This is a genomic window from Vibrio sp. 947, assembly GCF_033339115.1.
Classification (GTDB): Bacteria; Pseudomonadota; Gammaproteobacteria; order Enterobacterales; family Vibrionaceae; genus Vibrio; species Vibrio alginolyticus.
The window spans coordinates 1-13,138 of the sequence record NZ_JAWOTX010000013.1 but is presented as its reverse complement, the minus strand read 5'-3'; the positions used below and the strand labels follow the sequence as shown (position 1 = coordinate 13,138).

Below are 13,138 nucleotides of genomic sequence, written 5' to 3'. Positions count from 1 at the left end.
TGAAACCTTACTTAATTGAATCTTTCACGTTCGCTGCATTGTCGGCAGCATCCGTAATGTTAAGTACCGGAATGGAGTGAAGTTGCCACTTCCAGCTTTCTGTGGTCGTTGCCACAGGAATCATTTCAATACAATCAGTCGGACATGGGGCAACACACAAGTCACAGCCCGTACATTCATCTTTGATTACGGTATGGACCGCCTTTGTTCCGCCTACAATTGCATCCACCGGACACGCCTGAATACACTTAGTGCAGCCAATACACATGTCTTCATGAATAAACGCAACGGTTGGAATTTTGCTGTCGAGATCGTGCGCAGATTCTTCTGGCTCAACACCCATTAAGTCGGCGAGCTTTTCGATTGTTGCCTGACCACCAGGGGGACATTTGTTGATGTGGTCGCCATTTGCAATTGCTTCAGCATAAGGGCGGCAACCAGGGTAGCCACATTGACCGCATTGAGTTTGCGGTAAAATGGCGTCGATTTGATCCACAATAGGGTCCGCTTCAACTTTAAAGCGAATAGAAGCAAAACCAAGTATCGCGCCGAAAATCGCAGCCAGAAGCGCTAACGCGATAATCGCAATTAAAATCGTACTCATCGCTTACTTCACCAAACCTGTAAAGCCCATAAAGGCGAGTGACATTAAACCTGCTGTAATCATTGCTATTGATGCACCTTTAAAAGGCACAGGAACGTCGGCGGCGGCTATGCGCTCTCGCATGGATGCAAAAAGTATCAACACCAATGAGAAACCAACAGCGGCGCCGAAGCCGTAGATGATCGATTCAATAAAGTTATGGTTTTCATTAATGTTAAGAAGTGCCACGCCCAATACTGCGCAGTTTGTTGTGATCAGCGGTAAGAAAATGCCAAGCAAGCGATAAAGCGTCGGGCTGGTTTTGTGCACAACCATTTCGGTGAACTGCACCACAACGGCTATCACCAAAATAAAACTCATGGTTCGAAGGTACTCAATACCCAGTGGACGAAGGATGTAGCTTTCCACTAAATACGCACACACTGACGCGAGCGTTAGCACAAAAGTTGTCGCTAAGCCCATACCTATTGCTGTTTCCAGTTTTTTGGACACGCCCATGAAAGGACATAGGCCCAAAAACTTCACCAGTACAAAGTTGTTCACCAGCACAGTGCCGACCAACAACAAAACATATTCGGTCATAGTTATTACGTTCTTAAAATCCGATCTTGATATTATCGTGTTTTGTGACACCAATAACAACCAGTGAACGATGTGGTTTTACATACACGATGGAAAAATAGTCGTCTATTTGATCTATTTTGATGAATCAATAAGAAATTGAATCGTTTGCTGAATGTATTGTTAGCGAGAGGATACTACCTATTAATTTTCATCTAATGTGTGATTTTAAAAAAAGCCCGCCTCTCCCAGGTAGAAAAGAGAGGCGGGCAATGCATATTTACAAGCTAATTATTTAAACTTTCTGAGTGCTTGATGGACTGTGTTTATATCTTATTCGTGAAGGTACGAGTGATGACGTCTTGCTGTTGCTCTGTCGTTAGAGAGTTAAAACGTACCGCATAACCAGACACTCGAATCGTCAACTGAGGGTATTTCTCTGGATGTTCAACCGCATCCAATAACATCTCTCGGTCTAGAACGTTGACGTTAAGGTGTTGACCACCTTCAATCGCAATGCCCTCGTTGCTTGCTTCGTGATGGAAGTAACCATCCATTAGCGCAGCTAGGTTCTTCTTCTGACTCAAGTCATCTTTACCCAATGCGCTCGGCACAATTGAGAAAGTGTAAGAAATACCATCTTTAGCGTAAGCAAACGGTAATTTAGAAACCGATGCCAGAGACGCAACCGCCCCTTTTTCATCACGACCGTGCATTGGGTTTGCACCCGGTCCAAAAGGCATACCTGCGAGACGGCCATCAGGTGTATTACCCGTTTTTTTACCGTAAACCACGTTAGATGTGATTGTTAAAATCGATTGAGTTGGCACTGCTTCGCGGTAGGTGTGCATCTTCTGAATTTTCTTCATGAAGCGCTCAACTAGATCACAAGCGATGTCATCAACACGGGCATCGTTGTTACCAAATTTTGGATAATCACCTTCGATTTCAAAATCAACGGCGATGCCATCTTCATCACGAACAGGTTTCACGGTCGCGTATTTAATTGCCGCCAAAGAGTCAGCGACAACAGACAGACCTGCAATACCACACGCCATCGTGCGGTGCACGTCGCGATCCATCAGTGCCATCAGTGATGCTTCGTAGCTGTAACGGTCATGTGAGTAATGGATGATGTTCAACGCTGTGACGTATTGCGTTGCTAGCCACTCCAACATATTGTCGAAACGAGGCATCAAAGCGTCAAAGTCGAGAATTTCATCTTGAACTTTGTCCACTACCGGACCCACTTGCGCTTTCGATTTTTCATCGATACCACCATTGATGGTGTAAAGCAGTGCTTTTGCAAGGTTGGCACGTGCACCAAAGAATTGCATGTGCTGACCAACAACCTGCGGGCTCACACAACAGGCAATCGCGTAGTCGTCATTGTCGAAATCAGGACGCATTAGATCGTCGTTTTCGTATTGAACCGAAGAGGTATCAATCGACACTTTTGCAGCATATTGTTTGAACGCTTCAGGTAATTGCTCTGACCAAAGAATCGTCATGTTTGGCTCAGGAGCAGGGCCCATAGTATGTAGAGTATGTAAGTACCGGAATGTCGTTTTAGATACTAGCGTACGGCCATCAACGCCCATACCAGCCATGGCTTCGGTTGCCCAGATTGGGTCGCCAGAGAACAATGAATCGTATTCTGGTGTGCGTAGGAAGCGAACCATGCGTAGCTTCATGATGAAGTGGTCAATCATTTCTTGCGCTTGTGATTCATCAATCAAACCGTTTGCTATATCGCGTTCTAGATAGACGTCTAGGAAAGTCGAAGTACGGCCCAGTGACATTGCTGCGCCGTTTTGCGATTTAACCGCCGCTAGGTAGCCAAAGTAGGTAAATTGGATCGCTTCTTGTGCAGTTTTTGCAGGTAGCGACATATCAATGCCGTATTTCAGACCCATTTGACGAATGTCTTCAAGCGCTTGAACTTGATCGGCTATTTCTTCGCGCAGACGAAGTGTTTTCTCAAGATCGTTGCCTTGTTCTAAGAACGTTTGTGTTGAGTTGTATTGCTCTTTTTTGTCTGCTTTTAAGAAGTCGATACCGTATAGGGCGAGACGACGATAGTCACCAATGATACGACCACGGCCATAGGCATCAGGAAGGCCCGTGATGATGCCTGATTTACGACACGCCAGAATTTCTTGGGTGTAAAGGTCGAAACACGCTTTGTTGTGAGTTTTACGGTATTCAGTGAAGATTTTTTCAACCGTTGGATCTAGCTCGCGGCCATAAACTTCGCACGAGTTTTTTACCATGCGAATCCCGCCATTGGCGATGATTGCACGTTTTAGCGGTTGATCAGTTTGTAAGCCAACGATCTTTTCCAGATCTTTGTTGATGTAGCCTGCATCGTGGGAAGTGATTGTTGAGGGCAAGTCTGTGTCAAAATCAATAGGGGCGTGTGTGCGGCTTTCTTGTTTTATGCCTTCAAGCACTTGGTTCCATAATGCTGAAGTGGATTCGCTAACTTCAGCTAAGAAAGTCTCGTCTCCCTCATAGGGTGTATAGTTTTTTTGGATGAAGTCACGAGTGTTGACAGAGTTTTGCCATTCACCAGCAGTAAATCCAGCCCATGCATCTAGCATGTCAGTTGTCGGAATAGTCATAAGTAAATCCCTAAGTTATTGATAATTAGAATGGAGGCGACGAGTAGGACGGAACCATTCTTAACCCTTTTAATCGTATGGATTTATTTGGTATGAGTAAAATGAATGCTTTTCATTTTTTCAATGATTAAATTGCATTAATAATAGATTCAATTGGTTATGATTGTTTTTTGCTAGAAAAGAGACAGAATTAAATGTGTGGTACTGTGAGAACACTATCTATGACAATGTTATGAGTTCTGTAATTTGAACTTATTTCGGTGTGATTTTATGACGCCTAGATTGGCTTAGATTTCATGGCGATTAAGATACAAAAAAAGCCGTGTCTTGCGACACGGCTTTTCTATAATCTGGCTCCTCCTGCTGGGCTCGAACCAGCGACCTGCGGATTAACAGTCCGTCGCTCTACCAACTGAGCTAAGGAGGAATTGCTTTGCTTGAAAGCGGGACGAATCTTACCGAGCACTCAAACTACTGTCAACAGTAAAAAAATACATTTTTAGAAAAAAATATTGAGTTAAGGGCTTTACTTTTCTGTATGGCTTGCCAGTAAAGGCTCGAGGTTAGTTATCCACTAAATTTGTGGATAAGTATGTTGATGAGATCTGGGTAAAGAAAATTGATATGCAACTAAGTTTTTATTTAATGAATCTTTAGTCAGAGTTATGCGTAAAATAAGCAAATAAAACAGAGATTTATCGATGTTAATCAAAAGGTATTCAAAGTGGATAAAAATCAATCTTTTGGGGATAAGAAAGTTTTAAGCTAATTTTTGGGGAAAAGTTGTGGAAACTATAATGTGAAGAATGTGTGTAGCTCTTCAACTAGGGCGCAGTACTATATCAGAGTCACTTTTGTATGGCTATAGCATTCTAGACAAACAAGAAAATTTATTAACAATGATGGTTAAATTCTCGATAGACGTAGATTTCATTAGCTAAGGTGTATATATATACAGCCAAAGCGCAGTAAAATTGAGGAAGGGTATGAGTAAAGTCTATGAATTGGTCTCCGATTATCAGCCGTCGGGCGATCAACCAGGAGCGATCAATCAGTTGCTTGAGGGGCTCGATGCTGGGCTAGCACATCAAACCTTGTTGGGGGTCACAGGCTCAGGTAAAACCTTCACACTAGCGAATGTGATTGCTCAAGCCCAACGACCTGCAATATTACTTGCGCCAAACAAAACGCTTGCTGCTCAGTTATATGGTGAGATGAAGTCATTCTTTCCTAATAATGCGGTTGAGTATTTTGTTTCTTACTACGATTACTACCAACCTGAAGCATACGTTCCCACAACAGATACTTTCATTGAAAAGGACGCTTCGGTTAACGCCCACATTGAGCAAATGCGACTGTCTGCCACTAAAGCTTTATTGGAACGGAAAGACGCTATTATAGTTGCTTCGGTTTCAGCTATCTATGGTTTGGGTGATCCGGAATCCTACTTAAAAATGATGCTTCATTTGCGACGTGGAGATGTGATTGATCAGCGTGATATGCTTCGTCGCCTAGCGGAGCTCCAATACTCGCGCAATGATGTTGCTTTTGAGCGAGGGCAGTTCCGTGTCCGTGGCGAGGTGATTGATATATTCCCTGCTGAATCAGACCAAGACGCTATGCGCGTTGAGATGTTTGACGATGAGGTGGATTGCATCAGTGTGTTCGATCCATTGACAGGCGTGGTGAAACAACGAGACTTGCCGCGCTATACCATCTATCCCAAGACGCACTATGTCACGCCAAGAGATCGCATTCTTGAAGCGATTGAAAATATTAAAGTCGAACTAGAAGTGCGCAAAAAGCAGCTTCTAGATAACAACAAGCTACTGGAAGAGCAGCGAATTAGCCAGCGCACTCAATTCGATATCGAAATGATGAATGAGTTGGGCTTTTGCTCCGGTATCGAAAACTATTCTCGTTATCTCAGTGGACGCTCGGAAGGTGAGCCGCCACCAACCCTGTTTGACTACTTACCTCATGATGGCTTGTTGATCATCGATGAATCTCACGTGACAGTACCGCAGATAGGTGCCATGTATAAAGGCGACCGTTCGCGTAAAGAAACGCTGGTGGAGTTTGGTTTCCGGTTACCTTCAGCTTTGGATAATCGTCCACTGAAGTTTGAGGAGTTTGAAGCACTAGCGCCACAAACGATTTTCGTCTCTGCTACTCCTGGAAATTACGAACTAGAAAAATCGGCGGGTGATGTAGCGGATCAAGTCGTTCGTCCTACAGGCTTGCTTGACCCTGAGTTGGAAGTTCGCCCAGTAGCGACCCAAGTCGACGACCTATTGTCTGAGATCCGTATTCGCGCAGCTAAAGATGAACGAGTTCTGGTTACAACACTGACCAAACGAATGGCTGAAGATCTCACCGAATACCTTCACGAACATGATGTTAAGGTACGTTATTTACACTCAGACATTGATACTGTTGAGCGTGTGGAAATTATCCGTGACCTTCGTCTTGGGGAATTTGACGTGCTGGTGGGAATAAACTTATTGAGAGAGGGCCTGGATATGCCAGAGGTCTCGTTAGTTGCAATTTTGGATGCGGATAAAGAGGGCTTCTTGCGGTCTGAACGCTCACTCATTCAGACCATTGGTCGTGCTGCGCGAAACATCGAAGGTAAGGCGATTCTATACGCTGACCGAATCACCAACTCAATGAAAAAGGCGATGGATGAAACTAACCGTCGTCGCGAGAAGCAGGAAGCGTACAACGAAGAAATGGGTATTTCGCCACAAGCGCTCAAACGAAATATCAAAGACATCATGGAACTTGGCGATATCACTAAGTCTAAACGCCAGCGTAACACTAAACAGGTACCATTATCGAAAGTGGCGGAGCCTTCGCAAACTTACGAGGCACTGTCCCCTCAGCAGCTAGAAAAAGAAATCAGTCGACTGGAGGCGGCGATGTATCAGCATGCGCAAGATTTAGAATTTGAGTTAGCGGCACAAAAGCGTGACGAGATTGAAAAACTACGAGCGCAGTTCATCGCAAATAGTTGAACAAACTTACCGATTTAGCTATCCAAGCATTTTAGGTCGCTTGTAAAAAAAAGAAGCCAATAGGCAGTCGGGTCTATTGGCTTGTTTTGTGAACATATCGTTCACTAACAACGTCAGTTGGCTAGGTGACCCGAGGGGTCACTATCGTTACAGCATGGTTTGTGCCACTTTTTAAATAATTGATATTATTTTTGAATTTTTTCCTTTGCCCATAATTTAGCTAATGTCATTTGCAAAATGCAAAGCGTAATGCGATTATTGTTTAAAACACAACAAAATAATAGCTAGGTTATGCAACAAAAACCCGAAGGCCCAAAGTCTCGTTACCTTTTAATGGTCGAGGACACCGCATCTGTTGCGGCTCTGTACCGCTCATACCTGACACCGCTTGGCATAGATATCAATATTGTCGGCACAGGTAGGGATGCCATTGAGAGCCTACATCATCGAATTCCAGATCTTATTTTACTCGATCTCCGTCTGCCAGATATGACGGGGATGGACGTTTTACATGCCGTTAAAAAGAGTCATCCCGACGTACCTATAATCTTTATGACCGCTCACGGTTCTATCGATACCGCTGTCGAGGCCATGCGTCATGGCTCACAAGACTTTCTAATTAAACCGTGTGAAGCAGACCGTTTACGTGTCACGGTTAACAATGCAATTCGTAAAGCGACCAAGCTAAAAAATGAAGCCGATAATCCAGGCAATCAGAGCTATCAGGGGTTTATCGGCAGTAGCCAAACCATGCAGCAGGTTTACCGTACGATAGATTCCGCGGCGAGCAGTAAAGCGAGTATTTTTATCACTGGTGAAAGTGGTACTGGTAAAGAGGTATGTGCCGAGGCAATCCACGCAGCAAGTAAACGTGGTGACAAACCTTTTATTGCAATTAACTGTGCTGCAATTCCAAAAGATTTGATTGAGAGTGAACTGTTTGGTCACGTAAAAGGGGCCTTTACTGGCGCTGCGAATGATCGTCAAGGGGCAGCTGAGTTAGCGGATGGCGGCACACTTTTTCTAGATGAGCTTTGTGAGATGGACTTGGATTTACAAACCAAGTTGCTACGATTTATTCAAACGGGCACATTCCAAAAAGTGGGTTCCTCAAAAATGAAGAGCGTGGATGTGCGCTTTGTTTGTGCCACTAACCGTGATCCTTGGAAAGAGGTACAAGAAGGTCGATTCCGTGAAGATTTGTACTATCGTTTGTATGTCATTCCTTTGCATTTACCGCCTTTACGCGAACGAGGCGAAGATGTTATTGAAATTGCATACTCACTGTTAGGTTACATGTCACACGAAGAAGGAAAAAGCTTCATACGTTTTGCGCCTGATGTCATCGAGCGATTCAACAGCTATGAGTGGCCGGGTAACGTTCGTCAGTTACAAAACGTGCTACGCAATATCGTTGTTCTAAACAACGGTAAAGAGATTACGTTGGACATGTTACCGCCACCGTTGAATCAACCGCTTGACCGTCCGTCGTCTGTGGCTAAATTAATTGAGCCGAAAGCGATGACCGCATCTGAGATTATGCCATTATGGATGACGGAAAAAATGGCAATCGAGCAAGCGATTGAAGCATGTGATGGCAATATTCCTCGAGCGGCGGGATACCTTGATGTCAGTCCGTCGACGATTTACCGCAAGTTACAGGCATGGAACGGCAAGGAAGAGCGGCAAAAAGTATGAGTGTAAATGTATTAAATCAGCAAAAAATAGATGAACTGTCGATGGAAATTGGCAGTGACAACGTACCTGTACTGTTCGATATCTTCCTAGGAGAAATGGATACCTATATCGAGAACTTATCCCAACTACAGGGGGCAGAGCGATTAGCTTACTCAAAAGAAATCAGCCACGCGTTGAAAAGTAGTGCTGCGAGCTTTGGGGCAGATCGCCTTTGTGAACTGGCGATGTCCATAGACAAAAAAGCGAAAGCCGGTGAGTTAACTGCGGAGTCTGAGGTGTTAGAGGTTATGTTCGATCTTTTGCACGAAACTCGAGATGCTTATCGCTCTTGGCGACAGTAGCTATTTATTCCTATTAACCATTTTTCTTAGTAAACATCTGTTCTTACTGGATGCCTGAACTAAAACCCTTCGATGACAGAAGGGTTTTCATTATCAATAAACAACTTAAAAGAGGGCGCTAGTCAGGTAACGTGCTCCTAGATAGAAAGTTGTAGCTGATTTTCAATCGCTAGTTTGAGCTTGTTTCTATCGTGACGCCAGTCTCGGTTAGAGGAGGCGAGTGACTCCGTCACTACATTCCATTGACTTAAGACGTCTTGCTCGGTTTTCTCTGTTAGAACCACGTCTATTTTTCTTCCTTGGCAGGCACGTTCACACCATTCTAATTTTTGAGCCATCGTCATTCTTCCTGCTGGGCCGTATTCTGGACTCAGGTTAGCAACAAAAATGACTTTTGCTTTTGTGTTTGCTGCAATCGCTTTGCCGAGTTCAGGCAGCAATAAAGGAGGCATGATACTAGTTAAAAAACTGCCAGGGCCAAGAATAATCGCGTCCGCTTCCGCCAAAGCTGTGATGGCTTCTTTGGTAGCAGGCACTTCTGGTGAAAGATCCAAACGTCGCAAGTCTGCTTTCATTTCGTCGACATTTGTTTCTCCCGTAACCCACTTCCCATCTACGGATAACGCGGAAAGATCCGAAGGGTGTTCGGACATAGGAAGGATGTTAACGTCGACTTTTAACATATTGCGAATCAGATTAATGGCATCTAAAGGTCTGACCGATAAGTTATCGAGTGCAGTAAGCATCAAATTACCAAGATTATGACCATCAAGTTCGCCAGTGCCTTTGAAGCGATATTCAAACATCATAGAACTGATCGAAGGCTCTGTAATGAGCTGATTAATACAGTTACGTGTGTCTCCCCAAGCGATTCCTCCTTGGCAGTGACGAATTCTTCCTGTTGAACCACCATTGTCAGTCGTGGCAACAATCCCAGTTGCATTGCTGCCAAAATCTCGTAATGCGGCCAGCATTCGACCTAAGCCATGACCACCGCCAACAGCGACCACTTTTTTATCTGTGTAGATATTCATTATGTTCTTCTAATAATCTAATAAAAAACGGCTACAATTTATCTTAAGGAGTGTCTTAAAGGTACTCACTTAGCGGTAAATTGTGTCTCTAGAGAGTTTTTTATCACTCAAGTCTGGATTCCATTACAAATATTAAGTATTTTACACCGCAAAGCTATCAGAGATTTCATATCTCTGGTTGCCATAACTCCGAGCTCACTATTGCTAAGTCCTTGGATAAGCGTTTTGAGCCAGTGGCATACTGTCACAAGGGCATGATTGGAAATGGCCATGCCTCCCGTGTTTGGAAAGGTGTTCCGTGGCGCAACAATTCGAAGACAAATTTCATCGTAAGTTTTATTACTTGCGTCTGTCTGTGACCGACGTATGTAATTTCAAATGTACCTATTGCCTTCCTGATGGCTATAAGCCTTCGGGCAATAAAAACTCGTCTTTTTTATCTCTCCCTGAAATCAAACGGGTCGTAAAAGCATTCGCTGATTGTGGCACGTCAAAAGTGCGCATCACTGGTGGTGAGCCTAGCTTACGCAAAGATTTTACCGACATTATCCATTCAGTAGCGGCGACGCCTGGCATTCAAAAAGTTGCAACGACAACCAATGGCTATCGCATGGCAAAACAAGTCGCAGATTGGCGTGAAGCGGGTTTAACCCACATTAATGTCAGTGTGGATAGCCTTGACCCGCGTATGTTTCATCAAATCACAGGTGAAAATAAGTTTACTGAAGTCATGAATGGTATCGAACGTGCGTTCGAGGTCGGTTATGAGCAAGTAAAAGTTAATGTGGTGTTGATGAAAGATCTGAACCATCACGAGCTGCCAGCGTTTCTTAACTGGATAAAAGATCGTCCAATCCAACTGCGTTTCATTGAGTTGATGCAAACGGGTGAGATGGATGAGCTATTTAATAAGCACCATGTATCCGGAGTGGCAATTCGTAACCAGCTAATTGCAAATGGTTGGTTGCTGAAAGTACGCTCGCATAGTGATGGTCCTGCGCAAGTATTTGTTCATCCTGATTACAAGGGTGAAATAGGTCTTATCATGCCTTATGAAAAAGACTTTTGTGAAAGCTGCAACCGACTGCGCGTTTCTGCGATGGGTAAGCTGCACCTATGTCTGTTTGGAGACTACGGTGTAGAATTGCGTGATCTTTTGGAACGTGATGAGCAAGAGAGTGAGCTTATTGAACGTATCCAGGCGCAGTTACAAACCAAGTCGGTAAGCCATTTCTTGCATGATGGCAATACTGGTATGACGCCACACCTCGCGTCTATCGGCGGCTAACTTCATTCAACTTTTAGAGCGAGCTTAGTGATAAGCTGGCTCTAACTTTTTCCGAATCGATACCAAGCGTATCAAAGCTAATTAAGAGAATAGGTGAACAAATGGGTCACGCTGAAAGCAAATTCCAACCTGCAAATATTGCCGTTCTAACGGTATCTGACACTCGTACTGAAGAAAACGATACCTCTGGTCGTTACCTAGCTGAGCATGCTCAAGAAGCGGGTCACAACGTAGTAGACAAGCAAATTGTTATTGATGACATGTACAAGATCCGCGCGATTGTTTCTCAATGGATTGCTGATGAAAGCGTACAAGCGATCATGATTACTGGCGGTACAGGTTTCACCTCACGTGATAGCACGCCAGAAGCACTTAAGCCTCTATTTGATAAAGAAGTTGAAGGTTTTGGTGAGTTGTTCCGTATGGTGTCGTACGAAGAGATCGGTACGTCTACGATTCAGTCTCGTGCGATTGCTGGTTTTGCTAACCACACCGTGATCTTCGCAATGCCAGGTTCAACTGGTGCGTGCCGCACAGGCTGGACAAAAATTATTAAACAGCAGTTGGATGCAAGTCATCGCCCTTGTAACTTCATGCCACACCTATCTGTATAACCTTTCCTAAAAGCGAAGGAAAAACAATGACCCAATTTACACATATCAATGCTTCTGGCGAAGCAAACATGGTTGACGTGTCAGCAAAAACGGAGACGGTTCGTGAAGCTCGTGCTGAAGCATTTGTTCACATGGCCCCAGAAACACTTCAACTGATTGTCTCTGGCCAGCACCATAAAGGTGATGTATTTGCGACGGCTCGTATTGCTGGTATTCAAGCTGCGAAGAAAACCTGGGATTTGATTCCACTTTGTCATCCGCTACTACTCTCTAAAGTTGAAGTTCAACTGGAAGCTATCGAAGCAGAGAACAAAGTTCGCATCGAATCAGTATGTAAACTTGCGGGTAAAACTGGTGTGGAAATGGAAGCGCTCACGGCAGCTTCCGTTGCTGCTCTAACGATTTACGATATGTGTAAAGCAGTACAAAAAGACATGGTCATTGGTCAAGTTCGTCTATTAGAGAAAACGGGTGGTAAATCTGGTCACTTTAAGGTGGAATCATGATTAAAGTACTTTTCTTTGCTCAAACTCGCGAGCTGATTGGCATCGACAGTGTTGAGTTAGACGGGCCGTTTGAAACGGTTGAATCAATTCGTGCACATCTAGTGGAAGAAGGCACTAAGAAAGATGGCAAGTGGGATTTAGCACTCGAGTCAGGAAAGCTACTTGCTGCAGTGAACCAATCTATCGTCCCTCTGGATACACAAGTAAAAGCAGGTGATGAAGTTGCGTTTTTCCCGCCGGTAACTGGGGGTTAAGATGGATTCTCGTGTTTCTGTACAAATTGAAGACTTTTCGGTTGAGCAAGAATATCAACGTCTATCTGAAGGGACGGCTGCCGGCGCTGTCGTTACATTCGTTGGTAAAGTTCGAGATATGAACCTTGGGGATAATGTGATTGGTTTACATCTAGAGCACTATCCGGGGATGACAGAGAAGAGCTTGAGCGACATTTGCGATCAAGCTGAGTCTCGCTGGCCACTATTAGGTGTACGCGTGATTCATCGCGTCGGAGACATGGATAGCGGTGATCAAATTGTATTTGTGGGCGTTTCCAGTGCGCACCGCGGCGCGGCATTTGATGCGTGCGAGTTCATCATGGATTATCTGAAAACCCAAGCTCCATTTTGGAAAAAAGAGCGTACGACGAATGAAGATCGTTGGGTTGAGTCGCGCGACACCGATCATCAAGCTGCACAGCGTTGGGAAAAATAGAACTAACCCGCATTCTAGTGAAAAAAGCTAAGTGCTAATGGTACTTAGCTTTTTTTGTATTTATTGTGCCGTCCTAAATAAGGTTGACACTTTCCACCCCCAAAATTGGAGAGTGTTATGAAATCAACAACTAAAAGAAC

The 13,138-nt window shown here is 44.2% G+C and carries 12 protein-coding genes, 1 tRNA gene and 1 riboswitch; of the genes, 8 read left to right on the top strand and 5 right to left on the bottom strand.

Annotated elements, in window-relative coordinates:
- Positions 1-7: 7 nt before the first annotated feature.
- The 4 genes from rsxB to R7Q39_RS16585 form a co-directional block, all read right to left on the bottom strand.
- Positions 8-604, bottom strand: coding sequence for an electron transport complex subunit RsxB (gene rsxB / locus R7Q39_RS16600; protein ID WP_318076463.1), 597 nt, complete (start codon positions 602-604; stop codon positions 8-10).
- A gap of 3 nt (positions 605-607) precedes the next feature.
- A complete protein-coding gene (gene rsxA / locus R7Q39_RS16595; protein WP_005380762.1) occupies positions 608-1,186 on the bottom strand; it encodes an electron transport complex subunit RsxA in 579 nt (192 codons plus the stop codon).
- Positions 1,187-1,491: 305 nt separating this feature from the next.
- The gene (gene pflB / locus R7Q39_RS16590) at positions 1,492-3,789 is read right to left on the bottom strand and encodes a formate C-acetyltransferase (protein ID WP_205390964.1); all 2,298 of its coding nucleotides are present in this window, start codon (positions 3,787-3,789) and stop codon (positions 1,492-1,494) included.
- A gap of 351 nt (positions 3,790-4,140) precedes the next feature.
- Positions 4,141-4,216: transfer RNA gene (locus R7Q39_RS16585), tRNA-Asn, on the bottom strand.
- A gap of 559 nt (positions 4,217-4,775) precedes the next feature.
- Here R7Q39_RS16585 and uvrB point away from each other — a divergent pair.
- The 3 genes from uvrB (at position 4,776) to luxU (ending at position 8,845) form a co-directional block, all read left to right on the top strand.
- Complete coding sequence (gene uvrB, locus R7Q39_RS16580) at positions 4,776-6,806, top strand: excinuclease ABC subunit UvrB (RefSeq protein ID WP_318076462.1); 2,031 nt, start codon at positions 4,776-4,778, stop codon at positions 6,804-6,806.
- 291 nt (positions 6,807-7,097) lie between these two features.
- The gene (gene luxO / locus R7Q39_RS16575) at positions 7,098-8,504 is read left to right on the top strand and encodes a quorum-sensing sigma-54 dependent transcriptional regulator LuxO (RefSeq protein ID WP_172563536.1); all 1,407 of its coding nucleotides are present in this window, start codon (positions 7,098-7,100) and stop codon (positions 8,502-8,504) included.
- Complete coding sequence (gene luxU / locus R7Q39_RS16570) at positions 8,501-8,845, top strand: quorum-sensing phosphorelay protein LuxU (protein ID WP_005380770.1); 345 nt, start codon at positions 8,501-8,503, stop codon at positions 8,843-8,845. Before luxO ends, luxU begins: the two co-directional genes overlap by 4 nt.
- 137 nt (positions 8,846-8,982) lie before the next feature.
- On the opposite strand, the gene R7Q39_RS16565 is transcribed toward luxU, so the two are convergent.
- Positions 8,983-9,879 carry a YvcK family protein gene (locus tag R7Q39_RS16565; protein WP_017821373.1) on the bottom strand — a complete coding sequence of 299 codons (897 nt, stop codon included), beginning with the start codon at positions 9,877-9,879 and terminating at the stop codon, positions 8,983-8,985.
- A gap of 175 nt (positions 9,880-10,054) precedes the next feature.
- Positions 10,055-10,189, top strand: a riboswitch (molybdenum cofactor riboswitch).
- On the opposite strand from R7Q39_RS16565, the gene moaA reads away from it, so the two are divergent.
- The 5 genes from moaA to moaE all read left to right on the top strand — a co-directional run bounded on the left by moaA (position 10,178) and on the right by moaE (position 12,998).
- Positions 10,178-11,167, top strand: coding sequence for a GTP 3',8-cyclase MoaA (moaA, locus tag R7Q39_RS16560; protein ID WP_318076461.1), 990 nt, complete (start codon positions 10,178-10,180; stop codon positions 11,165-11,167). It overlaps the preceding riboswitch by 12 nt.
- A 101-nt stretch (positions 11,168-11,268) precedes the next feature.
- The gene (gene moaB / locus R7Q39_RS16555; RefSeq protein ID WP_005388935.1) at positions 11,269-11,781 is read left to right on the top strand and encodes a molybdenum cofactor biosynthesis protein B; all 513 of its coding nucleotides are present in this window, start codon (positions 11,269-11,271) and stop codon (positions 11,779-11,781) included.
- A gap of 26 nt (positions 11,782-11,807) precedes the next feature.
- The gene (moaC, locus tag R7Q39_RS16550) at positions 11,808-12,287 is read left to right on the top strand and encodes a cyclic pyranopterin monophosphate synthase MoaC (protein WP_005380779.1); all 480 of its coding nucleotides are present in this window, start codon (positions 11,808-11,810) and stop codon (positions 12,285-12,287) included.
- A complete protein-coding gene (gene moaD / locus R7Q39_RS16545; protein WP_042523112.1) occupies positions 12,284-12,541 on the top strand; it encodes a molybdopterin synthase sulfur carrier subunit in 258 nt (85 codons plus the stop codon). The genes moaC and moaD overlap by 4 nt, the downstream gene beginning before the upstream one ends.
- A 1-nt stretch (position 12,542) precedes the next feature.
- A complete protein-coding gene (gene moaE, locus R7Q39_RS16540) occupies positions 12,543-12,998 on the top strand; it encodes a molybdopterin synthase catalytic subunit MoaE (RefSeq protein ID WP_017821374.1) in 456 nt (151 codons plus the stop codon).
- Positions 12,999-13,138 lie beyond the last annotated feature (140 nt).